The 18,283-nt window shown below is 53.3% G+C and carries 18 protein-coding genes; 10 read left to right on the top strand and 8 right to left on the bottom strand.

Annotated elements, in window-relative coordinates; translation table 11 throughout:
* Positions 1-100: 100 nt before the first annotated feature.
* The 3 genes from HMY34_RS10890 (at position 101) to HMY34_RS10880 (ending at position 2,234) form a co-directional block, all read left to right on the top strand.
* Positions 101-406, top strand: coding sequence for a ribbon-helix-helix domain-containing protein (locus HMY34_RS10890; protein ID WP_202715521.1), 306 nt, complete (start codon positions 101-103; stop codon positions 404-406).
* Complete coding sequence (locus HMY34_RS10885; RefSeq protein WP_202715520.1) at positions 403-819, top strand: putative toxin-antitoxin system toxin component, PIN family; 417 nt, start codon at positions 403-405, stop codon at positions 817-819. Before HMY34_RS10890 ends, HMY34_RS10885 begins: the two co-directional genes overlap by 4 nt.
* 224 nt (positions 820-1,043) lie before the next feature.
* Positions 1,044-2,234: an ATP-binding protein gene (locus HMY34_RS10880; RefSeq protein ID WP_202715519.1), complete on the top strand. Its 1,191-nt coding sequence runs from the start codon at positions 1,044-1,046 to the stop codon at positions 2,232-2,234.
* Here the strand turns inward: HMY34_RS10880 and glnE are convergent.
* The 4 genes from glnE to HMY34_RS20385 form a co-directional block, all read right to left on the bottom strand.
* A complete protein-coding gene (gene glnE / locus HMY34_RS10875; RefSeq protein ID WP_202715518.1) occupies positions 2,231-4,885 on the bottom strand; it encodes a bifunctional [glutamate--ammonia ligase]-adenylyl-L-tyrosine phosphorylase/[glutamate--ammonia-ligase] adenylyltransferase in 2,655 nt (884 codons plus the stop codon). The genes HMY34_RS10880 and glnE overlap by 4 nt on opposite strands.
* A 39-nt stretch (positions 4,886-4,924) precedes the next feature.
* Positions 4,925-6,547, bottom strand: a complete 1,623-nt coding sequence (locus HMY34_RS10870) for an ATP-binding protein (protein ID WP_202715517.1) — start codon at positions 6,545-6,547, stop codon at positions 4,925-4,927.
* Entirely contained in the window at positions 6,544-7,683 is a 1,140-nt protein-coding gene (locus tag HMY34_RS10865; RefSeq protein ID WP_202715516.1) for an FIST signal transduction protein, read from the bottom strand. The genes HMY34_RS10870 and HMY34_RS10865 overlap by 4 nt, the downstream gene beginning before the upstream one ends.
* 206 nt (positions 7,684-7,889) lie before the next feature.
* The gene (locus tag HMY34_RS20385) at positions 7,890-8,012 is read right to left on the bottom strand and encodes a hypothetical protein (RefSeq protein ID WP_266096929.1); all 123 of its coding nucleotides are present in this window, start codon (positions 8,010-8,012) and stop codon (positions 7,890-7,892) included.
* A gap of 239 nt (positions 8,013-8,251) precedes the next feature.
* Between HMY34_RS20385 and hslV the strand changes: the two genes are divergently transcribed.
* From hslV to HMY34_RS10850, 3 genes are read left to right on the top strand one after another with little or no spacing between them, the layout of a single operon-like run.
* A complete protein-coding gene (gene hslV, locus HMY34_RS10860) occupies positions 8,252-8,785 on the top strand; it encodes an ATP-dependent protease subunit HslV (RefSeq protein ID WP_202715515.1) in 534 nt (177 codons plus the stop codon).
* Complete coding sequence (gene hslU / locus HMY34_RS10855) at positions 8,785-10,152, top strand: ATP-dependent protease ATPase subunit HslU (RefSeq protein WP_202715514.1); 1,368 nt, start codon at positions 8,785-8,787, stop codon at positions 10,150-10,152. Before hslV ends, hslU begins: the two co-directional genes overlap by 1 nt.
* A gap of 12 nt (positions 10,153-10,164) precedes the next feature.
* The gene (locus tag HMY34_RS10850; RefSeq protein ID WP_202715513.1) at positions 10,165-10,530 is read left to right on the top strand and encodes a gamma-butyrobetaine hydroxylase family protein; all 366 of its coding nucleotides are present in this window, start codon (positions 10,165-10,167) and stop codon (positions 10,528-10,530) included.
* On the opposite strand, the gene HMY34_RS10845 is transcribed toward HMY34_RS10850, so the two are convergent.
* Positions 10,527-12,311, bottom strand: coding sequence for an AAA family ATPase (locus tag HMY34_RS10845; RefSeq protein ID WP_202715512.1), 1,785 nt, complete (start codon positions 12,309-12,311; stop codon positions 10,527-10,529). The genes HMY34_RS10850 and HMY34_RS10845 overlap by 4 nt on opposite strands.
* Before the next feature lie 52 nt (positions 12,312-12,363).
* Entirely contained in the window at positions 12,364-13,032 is a 669-nt protein-coding gene (locus tag HMY34_RS10840) for a glutathione S-transferase family protein (RefSeq protein WP_202715511.1), read from the bottom strand.
* A gap of 94 nt (positions 13,033-13,126) precedes the next feature.
* Between HMY34_RS10840 and hisI the strand changes: the two genes are divergently transcribed.
* Both hisI and HMY34_RS10830 read left to right on the top strand, forming a co-directional pair.
* On the top strand, positions 13,127-13,513 hold the full coding sequence (gene hisI, locus HMY34_RS10835; RefSeq protein ID WP_202715510.1) for a phosphoribosyl-AMP cyclohydrolase: 387 nt from the start codon (positions 13,127-13,129) through the stop codon (positions 13,511-13,513).
* Positions 13,513-14,247: a sulfite exporter TauE/SafE family protein gene (locus HMY34_RS10830; protein ID WP_202715509.1), complete on the top strand. Its 735-nt coding sequence runs from the start codon at positions 13,513-13,515 to the stop codon at positions 14,245-14,247. The genes hisI and HMY34_RS10830 overlap by 1 nt, the downstream gene beginning before the upstream one ends.
* A gap of 78 nt (positions 14,248-14,325) precedes the next feature.
* Here HMY34_RS10830 and HMY34_RS10825 read toward each other — a convergent pair whose 3' ends face one another.
* Both HMY34_RS10825 and HMY34_RS10820 read right to left on the bottom strand, forming a co-directional pair.
* Positions 14,326-14,793, bottom strand: a complete 468-nt coding sequence (locus HMY34_RS10825; protein ID WP_202715508.1) for a Dps family protein — start codon at positions 14,791-14,793, stop codon at positions 14,326-14,328.
* 92 nt (positions 14,794-14,885) lie between these two features.
* Positions 14,886-15,554 carry a response regulator gene (locus tag HMY34_RS10820; protein WP_202715507.1) on the bottom strand — a complete coding sequence of 223 codons (669 nt, stop codon included), beginning with the start codon at positions 15,552-15,554 and terminating at the stop codon, positions 14,886-14,888.
* Positions 15,555-15,720: 166 nt separating this feature from the next.
* Here HMY34_RS10820 and HMY34_RS10815 point away from each other — a divergent pair, with 166 nt between their 5' ends.
* Together HMY34_RS10815 and HMY34_RS10810 are read left to right on the top strand one after the other, a co-directional pair.
* On the top strand, positions 15,721-16,752 hold the full coding sequence (locus HMY34_RS10815) for a bifunctional nicotinamide-nucleotide adenylyltransferase/Nudix hydroxylase (RefSeq protein ID WP_202715506.1): 1,032 nt from the start codon (positions 15,721-15,723) through the stop codon (positions 16,750-16,752).
* A 97-nt stretch (positions 16,753-16,849) separates the two neighbouring features.
* Complete coding sequence (locus tag HMY34_RS10810) at positions 16,850-18,232, top strand: nicotinate phosphoribosyltransferase (protein WP_202715505.1); 1,383 nt, start codon at positions 16,850-16,852, stop codon at positions 18,230-18,232.
* The last annotated feature ends 51 nt before the right edge of the window (positions 18,233-18,283 follow it).

The following is an 18,283-nucleotide window of genomic DNA, read 5'->3' as shown; positions in this document are numbered from 1 at the left end:
CGGCTTTATGAACATTTGATAACCGCTTCAATGTGGCGATATTGACAATAATGAGTCAACGTTCAAGACTCTAGGTATCGGCAAATGGGAGAGTCAAATCATGACCACGCTAAACATTTCTTTACCAGACAATATGAAAACATGGATCAGCCAACGAGTAACAGGTGGCGATTACAGCAATATCAGCGATTACATCCGCAGCCTCATCCGCCGTGACCAAGAGCAGCTACAAGCCCAGCGCGAGCAAGATGCCCGCAAGTGGCAACTGATACAGGAAATCGCCCGCAAAAACTTGCAACAGCGTTTGGCGGAACCACCACCCGAAGAATTTGCCAACATGAGCGAAGCAGAGGTGATGCAGATGGTGCGTGAAGAAATCCACGCTTCCCGCAAAGGCAAAGCATGAGGGTTGTCATTGATTGCAACGTCCTGATTTCGGCAGGGCTGACAGCGGGAACATGCCACGCCGTAATCCAAACGTCATTGGCACATTACCAGATTGTGATGTCGCCGGATATTTTGGCTGAATATCAGGACGTGGTATCCCGCCCCAAATTTGCCCGTGTCCGCGACAAACTGGAAGGTTTCATGCTGGACATGGCACGGGTGGCTGAATTTGTTTACCCAGAGCCGGTTGCTTATCCACTCCCAGACCCAAAGGATGTGCCTTATCTGTTAGCAGCACTGGCAAGTGGCGCGAAATATTTGGTAACGGGCAATGGCAACGACTTTCCGGCAGATGTCTGCACCGGTGTTGATGTGGTGACATCAGCGGCATTTCTCCAGCTTGATTTACCGGATGAACCGATTTTACGTTGAGCAGTTTAGCGGCTTAATGAACCACTCTTGAAGAGGGCGACCGCCGGTCGCCCCTACGTCGCCTCCCTGTAGGGGCAACCGGCGGTTGCCCTCTTTGCCGCCCTAGCAAGGGAAGATTTCAATGATCACCACCCAGTATAATCTGAAAGTGATAATTTTCGCTTTCTGCTCTAAACTAGACTTTAGACTAAAGCCACATTTCACCAAAACAGGTTTCACAGACGATGATCTCCCCCATCCTCCGTCAGACATCCGCCTTAATCCTTGCCCGACGGCAACCAGAATACCGCCGTTTCCTGCACAATCGCATCGACTTCGGCGAACAACTGATCGGCATCAAGGGCGCACGCGGTTGTGGCAAGACCACCTTGCTGCTGCAACACGCGCAAACCTGCGGCTTGGAAGCCTCGCGCATCCTGTACATCGCCTGCGACCACCCCGCGATGGTGGATGTGGATTTGTATGCCCTAGCGCAAACCTTTTACCAAGAAGGCGGGCAACTGCTGCTGATCGACGAAATCCACAAGAACAAAGGCTTTGCCGCTCACCTCAAGGCGATCCGCGATACCTTTGATTTGCAGGTGATCTTTTCCGGCTCATCGGCGTTGCGGCTGGAACACGAACTGGCAGATTTGTCACGGCGGGCAGTAGTACACGAATTGCCGGTACTATCATTGCGTGAATTCATGGAAATCGAAACCGGGCAACAGTTCACGGCTTATGCCCTGCCCGACATCCTCGCCAATCACGCCAACCTTGCGGCAAACGTCATGCAAACGCTGCGCCCGATTGAACAGTTCAAGAAATACCTGCGTTACGGCGCTTACCCGTTCTACCGCGAATCGCTGGACAATTACACCAGCAAGCTGCTGGAAGTGATCAACCTGACGATTGATTCTGACCTTGCCAGCCTCTACAGCATCGCCCCCGACAAACTGGATAAGCTGAAAAAGCTGCTGTACATGCTGTGCAGCACTGATCCGGTGGAATTGAACATTTCCAAACTGAGCACCGGGGTGGGTACGTCATGGCCGACGCTTTCGCGCTATCTCGACAGCATGAGCGCGGGCAGTCTGGTACATATCGTGCGCGGTGGCAGCGGAATGCGCACCGTCAACAAGCCGGACAAGCTATTGCTGGACAACACCAACCTGTTTTACGCGCTGTGCGCCAGCCCCAATGTCGGCTCGCTCCGCGAAAGTTTTTTTGTCTCGCAACTGGGTTATCAGCATCAGGTGCATTACCACGACAAAGGCGATTTTGTGGTGGATGAGCGTTGGGTATTTGAAATCGGAGGTGCTGGCAAAACCCTCAAACAGCTTGCCCAGCACCCAGAGGGTTATGCGGTGGTCGATGATGTGGTCATCGGCGATGGCAGGCGGATTCCGTTGTGGTTGTTTGGGATGTTGTATTAAGCTTCCACCAACCCCACCCAAGCCGCCCGCACCGCCTCGCGCTCGCGCACAAATTGCCCCGCGTCCACCACCGCTTTCTGCTCCTGCAACGCCAATTCGTGGATACGGTCACGCAACGTCCGGTAAGCATCCGCCAATACTTCCGCCGTCGCTGCTGGCAAAATCCCCGCCACCTGCAACGATTCCAATTGGCGGATATTGTCGCTCCAGCGCACCAATTCCGGGTATTCATGCGCGTGCGCCAAAATCAGAAACTGCACAATAAATTCAATATCCGTCACCCCACCGGGGTCTTTTTTCAGGTTAAACACACGAGTATCCTTACTCGCCATGCTTTCCCACATTTTCTGGCGCATCGCAATCACCTGCTTGCGCAACTCTGCCCTATCACGCGGCTGACACAAAATCTCATGACGTACTTGCTCAAATTGCGCCCGTAAACGCTCCGTTCCCGTGATCACCCGCGCTCGTAACAACGCCTGATGTTCCCACACCCACGCTTTTTCCTGCTGGTAGGTGCGAAACGCATTCAAACTACTCACCAACAAACCCGAAGCCCCACTAGGGCGCAAGCGCGTATCGGTTTCGTACAAACGTCCCGCTGGCGTAAACGTCGTCAGCGTATGAATAATTTTCTGCGCAAATCGTGCATAAAACACCGCATTTTCCAGCGTCTTTTTGCCGTTGGTTTGCTGCGCTGTACCGTGACTATCGTGCAGAAAAATAATGTCGAGATCCGACCCGTAACCGAGTTCCAACCCGCCGAGTTTGCCGTAAGCGATAATCGCAAACACCGCTTGCTGCGTTTCCCCCGCCTCATCTTGGTAACACGGCACACCCGTTTGCGCCGTCATCGTCGCCCACACATGCCGCTGGGTTTCTTCCAGCACCGCCTCCGCAATCCACGTCAACTGATCCGACACTTTCATCAGCGGCAATACGCCGGTAATATCCGCCGCTGCCACCCGCAGTACTTGCGCTTGCTTGAATTGGCGCAAACGTTCCATCACCTGTTCGGTGTCGCCCTGATCAATGCGCTCCAATTCCAGCCGCAACGCCGTGCCCAATTGCTCACGATCCAGCGGCGTATACAACTGGCGCGAATCCAGCAATTGATCCAGCAAAATCGGGTGATCGGTCAACTGGCTGGTAATCCACAAGCTATCACTGACCAGCCGCACGAATTGTTCCAACGCATTCGGGTGATCCGCCAGCATCGCAATATAGCCGGAACGCGGCGCAATCTTTTGCACAATTCGCAAACACCGTTCCAACGCCTGTTCAGAGTCAGCTAGCGCATGGCACGCATCCCACAACGCAGGCAGCAAGCGGTTTAACCGACTGCGCCCCGTATCCGTCAACGTGTTATACAAACGGCTGTGTAACAACGCTTGAATCGCGGGATGTTCCGGCATCGGCTGCTTTTCCTGCGTTTCAAGCGCAAACACGCGCTGGAAAATCTGCGATACCGCCCGCTGATGACGATTCAGCTCCGCCTCAAAACTCACCCAATCCGCAAAAGCCATCGAGCTGGCGAGACAGGCTTGGCGTTCCGGCGTGGTTGGCAGCGAATGCGTCTGTTCGTCATTCCACATTTGCAGGCGGTTTTCAGTGCGGCGCAGGAAATGGTACGCGGGTTGCAATACCCCGAACTCATCCGCCGTCAGCAATTGTTGCATCAGCAAGGCATCCAGCGTTGGCAGCAAACTACGCCCCCGCAATTCGGGAATGCGCCCGCCGCGCATCAGTTGAAACACTTGCGCAGTAAATTCGATTTCGCGGATACCGCCCGTGCCGAGTTTCACGTCAAGGTATTTACCCCGGCGTTCGGCTTCGCGGTTGATCATGGCTTTCATGTCGCGCAATTGCTCAATCGCGCCGTAATCGAGGTAGCGGCGGAACACAAACGGGCGCAAGCGTGCCATCAATTCCGCCCCGTTGATTTTGTCACCCGCCATCACCCGCGCTTTGATCAGCGCGTAACGTTCCCATTCGCGCCCGTGGGTTTCGTAATAATGCTCCATCGCATCAAACGACAGCGCCAATGCGCCGACCTCACCGAAGGGGCGTAAGCGCATATCGACGCGGTAAACAATGCCCTCCGCCGTGGTTTGCCCCAACACCCCAATCATCCGTTGCCCGATACGGGTGAAAAACGTTTGGTTGTCCAAGTCGCGCTTGCCATCGGTTGCACCCGCTTCGGGGAAGGCGAAAATCATGTCAATGTCAGAGGAAAAGTTGAGTTCTTGCCCGCCGAGTTTGCCCATGCCGATAATCACCATCTGCTGGGGTTCACCGCTGCGGCTGCGCGGGATGCCGTGTTTGGCGGTGAGTTCGGCGTAACACCAGCGGTAAGCGGCATCCACCAAACCGTCGGCGAGGTCGGACGTGGTTTGCAAGGTTTCGGCAAGTTCTGCTTTGCCCAGCAAATCGCGGTAGGCGATGCGCACCATTTCGCGGTTGCGGATGATGCGCACCGTGCGCAATACGCTGTCGTAATCGGGCAGAGCAACCACTTCCGCCGCGATGTTTCGCACCAATTCACCATTGGCATACGGCTGGCTCGTTTCCAGGTAGGCTTGCCATTCAGGGTAGCGTGTCAATTGGTGTTGCAGATAAGGGCTGTGGGTGAAAATAGCGTCAGTCGTCATGGGTATGTCCGCGTGCGAATCAGGCGATGAAACCCCTGATTATAGGCGGGTTACGCATTCCAGCACAGCCAGTAACACCGGCAACTCGAAAGGTTTACTGAGGAAATCATCCATACCGGCTTGCAAGCAACGTTCGCGGTCGCTCGCCAGCACATTCGCCGTCAGCGCAATAATCGGCGTGTGCGTGCCGGTCATTTGCTCATGAGCACGAATCAGCAACGTGGCTTCGACGCCATCCATTACCGGCATTTGCATATCCATCAGAATCACATCCGGGCGCTGCTGTTGCCAGCTTTCCAGCGCTTCACGCCCGTTTACCACCACCGTCACCTGATGCCCGACTTTATTGAGCAATAAGCGCGTAAACATGCCATTGATTTCATTGTCTTCCGCCAACAAAATCGTCAGCGGGCGTGGCACCATGCCCAAGGCATTAGTGACAGGCGCTGCCGGGGTTTGCGTGACTTCGGTTGGCAGCAATAAGGTGAAATGAAAGGTACTGCCCTGTGCAAGCTGGCTCTCAACCTGCAATTGCCCGCCCATCATCGCGACCAATTGGGCGGAAATGGTCAGCCCTAAGCCCGTGCCGCCATAACACCGTGAAATCCGGCTATCCGCTTGCTGGAATGGCTGGAAAATAAGCGCAAGCTGTTCCGCCGCAATCCCAATACCGGTATCGCGCACGCTAAACCTTACCCGCGCATAGCCCGCTGGAGGGTTTGGTTCAGCGCTGATTGCAATCGCGATCTTGCCGTCACTGTTGGTAAATTTAAGCGCATTGCCGACCAAATTGATCAGCACTTGCCGTAAGCGCCCAGCATCGCCTTGCAAAGTTTCCGGCACATCCGCCGCAATGCGCCAATCGAAAGCGATAGCCTTATGACGCGCCGCCATTGCCAGTGGCACTAATGCCGTTTCCAGCAACGCCCGCACATTGAATGGCGCATTGTTTAAACGGGTCGCCCCGGATTCGATCCGCGAAAAATCCAGAATCTCATTGATAATATCCAGCAACGCGCCAGAAGATGCCCGAATCAACTCCACGTATTCGCGTTGCGCAGGCGCAAGTTCGCTGTACCCCAGCAAATCAGTCAGCCCCATCACACTGTTCATCGGGGTACGGATTTCATGGCTGATCATCGCCAAAAATTCGTTTTTTGCCTGATTCGCGCGTTCGGCTTCCTGACGCGCGGCTTCCAAATTGGCGTATTGCACACACGCCAAGCACGCGGTTTCCAAACGCATTAAAACCGGAGTTAGCGCCTGTAACTGAGCCGCCGACAGTGGCGCGTCACGCTGTAACACCAGCATCCCGGATTGACCAATAGGCAGCAGATGACGGTAACTACCATCGGTTTCCACAATATCCAGCGGCTGCGCCAACAACCAAGCGTTATCCGCAATCGGTTGAATCGCCGCCGCGAGGTTTGCGGACTTATCCGCCAGTGGAATTTTCAGCTTAGGGTAACTGAAACAAGGCTCAATGCCGGGAATTGTGTCAAATGGCTCACAGCGGCGTAGCCACAGATAACCACTGCGGCAATTCAGCAGTTTCAAGGCGGGCGGCAGAAACTGGTGCAACATCGTGCGCAAATCCAGACTTTGCCCGACAAGTAACGCCAAGGCGTATTGCACCGATACCAGTTCTAATGTTGTACTCATGCGTCGGCAACAATCCCCAATACCGTGGTTTTATTAAAAAACTCCAGACACGCATTGCCTGCATCCGCAATTTCACCCAGCGACAAGACGCCCAACAGCGGCAAATCAGCGGGTAAATGGGCGCGAATAGTGTCGAGTTCTTCCTGAAAACGGTGGTCGAGAAACAAGGCGCGGCTCACGCAATCAAACAGCAACGCCATGCATGGCGCAGGCTGGGCGCATAACGCCGTTAAGGTGCAATCACGCGCCGCCAGCAATAAATGTTCCGCATCGCCTTTGAGGATGTACAACATGTGATGCGCAGGCACTTCACCAATGCACGTAATCGCATTGTCGCGGCAAAATAACGGGTCACGCACCACCACATCCTTGGTCAAACGCACCAACCCGAACGGGTAAGCCTTGCTCAATTCAAAGAACGGCGTATCCGCAAACGAACGCCCGCTATCCGCTTCCACCACGCGGCGATAAACCTCAAACGCGGGTTGATAGTCCAATGATAATACGGTGTTATGCTGTGAGCCGGTCACGAAAAAAGGCCCTGCAAAGCTATGCCAGCCGTGTTCAATGCCAATGCTAACAGGAAGATTCAACGCGGTCAGTTGGGCGCAATCGCCAACCAAACCTTGATTGCTGAATAAACACGGCTGCTGCTGAAAACTGAGCGAACCGGCACCGCCGCCGATATACGTGCATTCATCGCCGAATTCACCGTAGAGGCTTTCCAGTAAAGCTGAAATCCGCGTGCTCAACCCATCAACCAACACCACCAACGTTTGCGGCGGGTTAACCGTAGCGGTTAAGGCAGCGAGGGCGGAACGGTAATCCGCGCTAGGGTCTGAGAGTTTAGCGACGTATTCGACCGTCACCGCAAACGGCAGGCCACACACCACATAACCCTGTTCCAAGCGGCGCGAACCGACCACAATTTGTGGGAAAATGCCGCCAAAGACTGGTACGGGCAAGGCTTGCAAGCCAACATCCACCGATGCCGGAGTCAAGCCATTGCGCTCACACGCCAGCAATAACAGGCTTTGCGCACCTGCTGCGATTGCGGCTTGCGCATGACAGAATAAATTTTCGCTCTCACATGCCTCATCCACTAACAGGATAAGCGCAGTGTTTTCTTGCCGCATTCGATCAAAATCCCATATAAAAATTGCGCACCATTGACAATAAGCCCTTACGAATGAGCATAGCTCACTCATTCACAAAGCAACAGGTTGGTACACAAAAAATAGGGTGATCAATGAGTAGATAAAACACTGCCCACTTTATGCGGGCAGGTTTAATTAATGGGGTGGTGTTGATTTTTGAAATAGTCTACGTCAAAGAAACTGCTTTACAACAGCTTCTCAATTTCGCGAGGTAAATTTTCACGCCGTGCACCCTGCTGCAAGCAATGAGAGGTATAACAAGCGGCGAGTACAATGATCGCAAAAATGATCAAACCAACTATACTCATGATGCACCTCCTTAAGGCTCAAAAAGCAAACAATGACTGTGGTATCAAAACAACAATGTAGTAAGAATAACTTATTGAAGTTTAAAGTAAAAATACCGAAGTTCAGCCAGCATAATACCTGCATTACGGTAGTTTCTTAAACAATATTTTTTTATGCGCATACGGGTTCGCCCTAGCCCTTGAAATTTACTCACAATACCCACACGCTATAGCCTACCTAAAAGCATCTGGAGCGCATTTTGGAACAATATCGAGGAACCACCATCCTAAGCGTGCGCCGCAACGGCAAAGTTGTCGTGGGTGGCGATGGTCAGGTGACGATGGGCAATACCGTCATGAAAGGCAATGCCCGCAAAGTACGCCGCCTGTACAATGACAAAGTCATTGCAGGCTTCGCTGGCGGCACTGCCGATGCCTTCACCCTGTTTGAACGCTTTGAAAGCAAGCTGCAAGCGCACAACGGCAACCTCACCCGTGCTGCGGTAGAACTCGCCAAGGACTGGCGCACCGACCGCATGTTACGCAAATTAGAAGCGCTGCTGATCGTCGCGGATGCCACCGCCTCCCTGCTAATCACCGGCAACGGCGACGTGATTGAGCAAGAAAACGATTTAATCGCCATCGGCTCAGGCGGCGCATTCGCACAATCTGCTGCTCGCGCCTTGCTGGAGAACACCGAGCTTTCCGCCCGCGAAATCGTCGAAAAAGGCTTACACATTGCCGCTGATATTTGCATTTACAGCAACCACAACCTGACCATTGAGGAACTCTAATGAGCGTCGGTACGATGACCCCCCGCGAAATTGTCCAAGAACTCGACAAGCACGTCATTGGTCAGGACAAGGCCAAGCGTTCCGTCGCCATTGCGCTGCGTAACCGCTGGCGCAGGCAGCAGCTCGATGACGCGCTGCGCCCGGAAGTGACCCCGAAAAATATCCTGATGATTGGCCCCACGGGTGTCGGTAAAACCGAAATTGCCCGCCGCCTCGCCAAACTCGCCAATGCACCGTTCATCAAGGTCGAAGCCACCAAATTCACCGAAGTCGGTTACGTGGGCAAGGAAGTCGATTCCATCATCCGCGACTTGGCGGACATGGCGATGAAAATGATGCGCGAGCAAGAAGTTGCCAAGGTCAACTACCGCGCTCAGGAAGCGGCAGAAGAACGCATCCTCGACATCCTGTTACCTGCACCCCGTAAGGAAACACCCGTCAACGAATGGCTGTCCACAGGTGATGACGAACCCGTCAAACCCGTGCGTGAAGATAATGCCACCCGCCAAAAATTCCGCAAAAAATTGCGCGAAGGCGAACTCGACGATAAAGAAATCGAGCTGGATGTGGCGGTTGGCGGTGCAAGCGTGGAAATCATGACCCCACCGGGCATGGAGGAAATGGCAAGCCAGTTGCAAAGCATGTTCCAAAACATCGGCAGCAACAAAAAGCGCAAGCGCAAGATGAAGATCAAAGACGCGCTCAAAGTCCTGACCGAAGAAGAAGCCCACAAAATGGTCAATGAAGAAGAGCTAAAGCAACGCGCTTTGTTTGCAGTCGAGCAAACCGGCATCGTGTTTCTCGACGAAATCGACAAAGTGGCACGTAGCGGGCAAACCAGCGGCGCAGACGTTTCCCGCGAAGGCGTGCAACGCGATTTGCTGCCATTGATCGAAGGCTGCACCGTCAACACCAAATACGGCATGGTCAAAACCGACCATATTTTGTTCATTGCCTCCGGCGCATTCCACGTCGCTAAACCCTCCGACTTAATACCGGAATTACAGGGTCGGCTGCCAATTCGTGTAGAAATGGATGCCTTGAGCGCGAATGACTTTGAACGCATCCTCACCGAACCGAATGCATCCCTGACCGAACAGTATCAGGGCTTGCTGGCAACCGAAGGCGTAAAGCTGACCTTTGCCCCCGATGCGATTCGGCGGATTGCGGAAATTGCCTTTGAAGTCAACGAACGCACCGAAAACATCGGCGCACGCCGCCTACACACGGTGGTCGAGCGTTTGCTGGAAAATGTGCTGTTTGAAGCGCCCGATTGCGAAGACCAAATGACGGTAGACGCAGCTTACGTCAATCAGATTTTGGGCGAATTGGTCAAAGACGAAGACCTTAGCCGTTATATTTTGTAAAGAGAACCAACGATGACACCACTTGATATTACCCTGAACCAGAAAACCCGTGAATTGCTGATTACTTGGCCGGGCGATGAAGTCCACGCGCTGAGTTGCGAATACTTGCGGGTCAATTCACCGTCGGCTGAAGTGCGCGGGCATGGGCCTGGGCAAGAAAAGCTGCAAATCGGCAAGGAAAACGTGAATATCAAGGGCATTGAGCCAGTGGGACATTACGCTATTCAGTTGACCTTTGATGACAACCACGACAGCGGGATTTACGACTGGAACTTGCTGTATGAGCTGGGCAAAAACATGGAACAGAACTGGGTGGAATATCTGGCGAAGCTAGATGCTGCGGGGTATACGCGCAAATTGCCGGGGCAGGTTATTTAAGCTTCCTGCCAAACCACGCGATCAAAACCCAACGATACCACCGCGAGACAGCGCAAACGTTCCGGCTCGCGGTATTTTTCTGCCAACACGGCGCGGTAGTGCTGCAATTGCTGTAGCGCGTCGTGCAGCGCTGTTTGTACCGCTGGCAGTTGTGCCAAGGTTTCGCGGGATTGGGCGCGTACTTGCTCACCGCTGAGTTTGAGGTCGCTTAGTGATAGGTATTTGAATTCCAGCACAATGTCTTTCAGGGTGGGGTATTGGCGCATACTGGGGCGGATCACCAGTACCAGATCAGCATAGCGGCGTTGCAGCGCGGTTTCGGAATCCACCACATAATAGATGTCGTTGAATAGCAGGGTCAAAAACGCCGTTTTGATGGTGAGTTCATTGCTCCACGCATAATCACGGTTATTGAAAGCGGCGAAGTATTTTTTTTCCAGATAATCTGCCAGCGGCTGGAGTTCAGCGGATTGGTAGAACTTTTCTGCCATAGCCGCCACCGCGTGACGCTCCTTCGGGGCAGGCAGGATGCGCTGACGCAATTCATCCACGTACAACGCGCGGGTCACGAGGTTGGGAATGCCCAGCGTCAGCTTTCCCAGAATATCGGTATCCACAATCGTCAACACCCCGAAGTAGTACAACAGCGACAGCAAATAACTTTCATCCTGTTGCAGATCGGCGAGTTTTTCCACACCGAAACGGGTTTCGAGAATATCCAGCGTGATGGTGCTTTCTTCATCGAGAATACGCTCTACCACACCCGTGCCGCTAGGCTGGCTGGCAAGGTAGCGGATACGTGAGGCATCCATCATCAGATTGCCGTCGAGCATTTGGCGCGGCGCGGTGCAGTGGCGTTGGTAATGGCGCAAAAAATAGAAGCACAGCGTGGGGTTATAGACGCTGGGGTGATTGAGATTACTGCAAAAACGGTAGCCATTGTAAAACTCGCGCAGGGTACTGAGAATTTCTTGGGCTTGTTCGACGCTTTGTCCACACTGCCCGACCACGGTTTGTACCAAGTCTTGTAATTCAGTGGGCGCGATACCGCACAAGTTACTGTAATCTTCGTCATGGGAAATGTCAGTAGCAACGTTATAACCGCTGGTCATATCCGCCAATACTAAGGGCGACACGCCCGTAATGAATACCCGCCCGATTCTGCCCTCGGCAGCACTGCCTTTGATGATTTTGAATACCGATTTGAGGATACCCTCACCTTCCAGCAAGTCCTGATAACGCTGGCTGTTGTGCGGGTCACGTACCAGCACTTCATTGGCGAAATTGTCGTATTCGTCGATCAGCAGGTAAAGCTGTTGACCACTGCTGCTAACGCTATTGCACAGAGACTGGAAAGACGCGAGTGCGTCGGGTTCAACCTCCACTTTCTCCTGCAACAACGCCGCATAATGATGAATAAAGCCTTTTATTGACACATTCAGGTGTTTAAACAAACTGTTTTTAATGTCATCAATGTTGCCCTGCGCGGATACTTTGGAAAAATCCCAGCGCAAGATCAGGTAACGATTGTGTTCGGGAGTTGGGTTACTCCCGACTTCCAGTCCTCCAAACAGGGTTTCAAATTGATCAGCCGTCTTAACATCGTAATAATTCGCCAGCGTAGACAGCAGCAGGGATTTACCAAAACGGCGCGGACGCAGGAAAACCAATTGCTTGCCCGCCGCTTCTAACGAACGGATATGCTGAGTGCGATCAAGGTACAGATTGTCCTCGGTACGGATGCTCTGAAAATTACTGATACCGTAAGGAAAGCGGATCATGGCGAATAAACTCCGGTTAGCAGACCAGACTCAGCATAGCATAATCAGCCTGTTACGCCCCCATCATCCCCCGACACGCCTCATACCACCGCCCAAACGCGGGATTCGTCACAGCGGCAGCTTCCAAAATCCCCATGCCTTGCGCGGAACGCAACACGCCAAACACGCTGGTATCCACCAAACCCGGTTGTTCACCCGCGTAAAAGTCTTTGCCAGCCAAACCCTTATCAACCCAATGCGCTAAAGCAGTCTGAAACTCAGCAGCAGGATTCTGAATACTGTGTTTCAGCTTCATTTTATTGGCGACACGCGGCATCACCATTGCACCGACCAGCCGCACGAAGAAACGCTTAACCGCGCCATCCTTCCCGCCCGTCATCACCAACCCTAAGTTTTTAAAGGATTTGCCGATATTGGGGTGCATCAACGGTGGCAAGTAATGCACCAGCGTGTTATCTACCCACGTCAGCCATTCGTCATCCTGCGGCGCAGGCAACAAATGTGCGTAGTTGTCGTTCAGGTAACGCACAATCGCACTGGATTCGACCACGATTTCCGCGTCATCTTTCAGCACGGGAACTTTTTTGTGATCGGTAAAATCCAGCTCTTTCATCCCAAACGGGGTCACTTCCACCACGTCATACGGGATTTTGGTGTAGTTGAGGAAGGCTTTTACTTTCCAGCAAAACGGGCAGGAATTGAATTGGTACAGGGTTATCATGTGTGGTTTATTTCATCTAAGTCAAGGATGGGTCACATCCTACAACATGCTGGTATACTCGCACCACTAACCGACTGCCGATACAGGAATTCCCATGACGTTAACTGAAACCCTCGACTCCCTCAAATACAACAGCGATGGCTTGATCCCTGCGATTGCCCAGCAATTCGACACCCACGAAGTGCTGATGATGGCGTGGATGAACCGTGAAAGTATCGCAGAAACGCTGGAAACCGGGCGCGTTTGCTATTGGTCACGGTCGCGCAATAAGTTCTGGCGCAAGGGTGAATCGTCGGGGCAGATGCAGGTGTTGAAGGAATTCCGTATCGACTGTGATGCGGACACGATTCTGCTGCTGGTCGATCAGACGGGGCCTGCGTGCCATACCGGACGGCGTTCGTGCTTTTACAATAAAGTGGAAGGCGATCAGGTGATTATTGACCGTGAAGTGTTGATTGACCCTAAGACGCTGTACGCCTGATGGAAGTCTGGCAGTATGCCACTGCGACGGCGATTGTGGTGCTGGCGTATTTTATTCGCGGCATTGCGGGGTTTGGGTCAGGCTTGGTTGCCGTGCCATTGTTGGCGTTATTTTTGCCATTAACGTTTGTTGTGCCGCTGATTTTGCTGCTGGATTTCACTGCGTCGCTGGTGATGGGCGGGTTGGATTTGAAACGGGTGCAATGGCGTGAAGTCGGCATGTTGATTCCGTTTAGCTTAATCGGGGTGATTGTTGGCACGCAATTGTTGGTGAATTTACCGCTTACGCCAATGTTGCTGATCTTGGCGGCGTTTATCTTCGTGTTTGCGGTGCGCAGTTTGTTGAATTTGAAGGGTGAAAAGCCGGTGTCGGCGTGGTGGGCAATACCGGCTTCGTTCACGGGTGGCACGGTGGGCGGGCTGTTTGGTACAGGCGGGCCACCGTATGTGATTTATTTGAATCACCGGATTCAGGATAAGACGCTGTTGCGGGCAACGTTTTCGGCACTGTTTTTCATCGAAGGCGCGGTGCGGATTGCGACATTTTTTATAGCGGGTTTACTGATGGCGCAAACGGTGTGGTGGAATGCGTTGTTTGCGTTGCCTGTGATGTTGGGGGCATTGTGGGTAGGCGGTCATGTGCACACGGGGTTGACGCAAACGCACATGACGCGCCTGATTGGGGTGTTGTTGTTGCTGGCGAGCGTGTCGCTGACATTAAAGGCGTTGAATTAACCCACATCCGTGCCAGTACCCACCACCGTAGAGACGCAAAATTTTGCGTCTCTACACATCGTCATCGCCGTTCACTAATCATTCCAACATGCTGCGTAACATCCACGCATTCTTTTCGTGGATTTGCATCCGCTGGGTCAATAGATCGGCGGTGGGTTCGTCGCCTGCCGCATCGACCAGTGGAAAAATACTGCGAGCAGTACGCACTACCGCCTCCTGACCTTCCACCAATTTGCGGATCATCTCATTCGCTTTGGGTACGCCCTCTTCTTCTTGGATCGAGGAGAGTTTGCTGTAAGCCGCATACGTGCCGGGCGCGGGGTAGCCCAACGCGCGGATGCGCTCTGCCACCAAATCCACCGCGAGTGCGAGTTCGGTGTATTGCGTCTCGAACATGAGATGCAAGGTATTGAACATCGGCCCGGTCACGTTCCAGTGATAATTGTGGGTTTTCAGATACAGGGTGTAAGTGTCTGCTAACAAACGTGAAAGCCCGTCAGCAATCGCTTGGCGTTGGTCGTTGGGGATGCCGATATTGATGTCCATGAGCTGACTCCATTGTGTGTTTGTTGTGTCGATGGAGTGAGTATAGCCCGCCGCAATCATTCCACAAAACGGATTGTCTGACTCATAACAATCTATAAAATCTCAATGCGCGGCGGTTTGCGTTCGACAATATCCAACACCAGATGCAGCAATTCATCGGGGCGATTGGTGATGCCAAATGCGCCCAACGGCACGCCATCCTGCGCATTGAAATTGCCCACGTAAAACAACGCCGGTAGCGCGGGGTAATGATCGTGCAGCGTTTGCAAGGTCGCCAAGCCATTCGCTTGCCCGTCAGGGCGAGCAATATCCGAGATCAGCAAATCGAAATGCCCCATGCGCAAATGCCCTAGCGCATCGCCCACCGCCGTCACCGTTTCGACTTCCACACCCAATTGTTGGAACAAACGGATTTCGTTAGCCAGCGTATCGGGGCGATCATCCAGCCACAGCACGCGCCGTTCGCGCAACACATCCCGATTGCGGCGCAAGCGTTGTACCATTTGGGTTTTATCGGTGTCTGCCACCTCCACATGCCAATGCGGATTTTTGTGTGCAACTTTGAGAACATCCTCAAATGCCCGTTCCACGTAGCGTAAATCGCTCGCCGTATCCTGCCCTTGCTGCGTGTAATAACCCGCCAGCGTTTGGCGTGAATGCAGGTCATACCACAAAAACAGCGCGATAAATGCGCCGATGACCCATAAAAAAGACGGGATGATTTTGACGATTTCCAGCCAAAAGTTCTGATTTTCCAACATGCCCTGCCCCCGCGAGACGTTTTAGCCCTTGTATGTTGAAAATTCTAACATTTAAACGGTGCAAATTGGCAGATATTTGGCATTGACGCGCTGTGACAATGCGCGTTTAATCATAAACAGCTTGGATAGACCAAGCCCAACCATTCTCAGTAAGGAGCTTACTGACATGTTCAAACCTGATTTTGATTTTCTGGTCTTCATTGGTCGGTTTCAGCCATTTCACGCGGGACATCAAGCCGTGGTGGAAACCGCGTTGCAACGTGCCGAGCGCGTGATTGTGCTGGTCGGTTCGAGTTGTCAGCCGCGTACCTTGCGTAATCCTTGGACATTTGCCGAGCGTGAAACGTTTATCCGTGCCACGTTTCCTGACGCAGGCGAACGCTTGATTCTCGCGCCGTTGCTGGATGACACCTACAACGAGCAAGGCTGGATTACCCGTGTGCAACAAACCGTGCATGGCATTACCTGCCGTTTTCCGCCGAAAGTGGGCAGTGCTGCGCCACGCATTGGCTTGATTGGGCACAGCAAAGACCACAGTTCCTATTACCTGTCGATGTTTCCGCAATGGCAATCGGTCGCGGTGGAAAACGTGCGCGGAGTGTCGTCTACACCGTTGCGCGAACAGTATTTCCAACACGGTACGACGCAAGGCGAATTGCCGAATGCGGTGCAAACTTGGCTGGCAACCTTTCGCGAATCTAACACCTTCCAGCACATTGCCAGCGAGTGGGAATTCGTCAACCAATACCGCAAAGGCTGGGAAGCCGCGCCCTACGCACCAACGTTTGTTACCGTCGATGCGGTGGTGGTGCAAGCCGGACACATCTTGCTGATCGAACGCAAAGCTCGCCCCGGCAAAGGGCAATGGGCATTACCCGGTGGTTTCCTTGACCCGCACGAAAAGCTGCGCGATGCGGTAATCCGCGAATTGCGTGAAGAAACCCGCATCAAAGTACCTGCACCCGTGTTGGCGGGTTCGATTGTGAAAGAGCAAGTGTTCGACGATCCGTACCGTTCGGCGCGAGGGCGCACCATTACCCATGCGTTTCTGATCGAACTCAAACCCGATGCGCACGGTTTGCCGAAAGTGAAAGGTGGCGATGATGCGCAACACGCTTTTTGGATGCCGCTGGGCGACCTTGATCCCGAACGCTTGTTTGAAGACCATTTCCAGATTATTAAGACGATGATTGGGTGAAGAACCCCTCACCCCTAGCCCCCTCTCCCTCAAGGGGCGAGGGGTAAAACAGTGGCGGATAGACTGCCACTCATACCACTACACAGGAGGATTTCCTATGTTCACTAACTTGATTCTCAACACTGACAGCTACAAAGCCAGCCACTTTTTGCAATACCCAGCAGGGACGCAAGTGGTGTCATCCTACATCGAATCGCGCGGCGGGCAGTTTCCGCAAACGTTGTTCTTTGGCTTGCAGGCGTTTATCAAGGAATACCTGCTTAAGCCTGTCACTACGGCGGATATTGATGAGGCGGAGGCGTTGTTTGCCGCGCATGGTGTGCCGTTTTTACGCCAAGGCTGGGAACAGATTGTGCAGCAACACGGCGGTTTTTTGCCGATTGAAATCCAAGCGTTGCCCGAAGGTATGATTGTTCCTACCGGCAATGCGTTGGTGCAAATCCGCAACACTGACCCGCAAGCGTTTTGGCTAACCTCGTATCTGGAAACGGCGTTGTTGCGGGCGGTGTGGTATCCCACCACCGTTGCCACGTTGTCGTGGCAGGTGAAGCAAAGCATTCGCCAAGCGCTTGAAACGACTTGCGACAATCCGACGGCGGAGTTGCCGTTCAAGCTGCATGACTTTGGCGCACGCGGGGTGTCTTCGCACGAATCCGCTGCGCTCGGTGGCATGGCGCATTTGGTCAATTTCATGGGTGGCGATACTGTGGTGGCATTGCTGGCGGCGCGTAAGTATTACGGCGCAGACATGGCTGGCTTTTCAATCCCAGCGGCAGAACATTCCACCATCACCGCATGGGGGCGCGATGGTGAGGCGGATGCTTACGCGAATATGCTGCAACAATTTGGGCAGGCGGGGAAATTGCTCGCTGTAGTGTCCGATTCCTACGACATTTACCACGCCGTTTCTGAGATTTGGGGCAAGCAATTGCGGGCGCAAGTCGAAAACAGCGGCGCAACCGTGGTGATTCGCCCCGATTCCGGCGTGCCGGAAGAGATCGTGCCGGAAGTGCTGGAGCGTTTGTATGCCGAATTCGGTGGTCGCGTAAACAGCAAGGGCTACAAAGTGTTGAGCGATTGCGTGCGCGTGATTCAGGGCGATGGGGTGGATGTGGATTCCATCGGCGTGATTTTGCAACGCATTCAACAGGCTGGCTTTTCGACCGAAAATGTCGCGTTTGGCATGGGTGGCGGGCTGTTGCAGAAGGTTAATCGCGATACCTTGCGCTTTGCGATGAAGGCTTCCGCGATGCAAATCAATGGCGCATGGCGCGATGTGTATAAGCAGCCGGTCACAGATTCCGGCAAGCATTCCAAGCGTGGGCGGCTGGCGGTGATTAGGGATGCGGGCGTGATCAAAACCATCCGCGAGGATGCACTGTCGTGGGAAAGCAATTTGCTGCGCCCCGTGTTCCGTAATGGCGAGTTGTTGGTGGATGATAGTTTTGATTCCATCAGAGCCAGAAGCAACCAACACTAAGCACCTGATTACCGACACTGAACCATTTCTGCTACAGTAGCGGAAATGGTT

It is taken from the genome of Thiothrix subterranea (genome assembly GCF_016772315.1).
In the GTDB taxonomy this organism is placed as follows: domain Bacteria; phylum Pseudomonadota; class Gammaproteobacteria; order Thiotrichales; family Thiotrichaceae; genus Thiothrix; species Thiothrix subterranea.
This window is presented reverse-complemented; position numbering and strand designations above follow the sequence as displayed.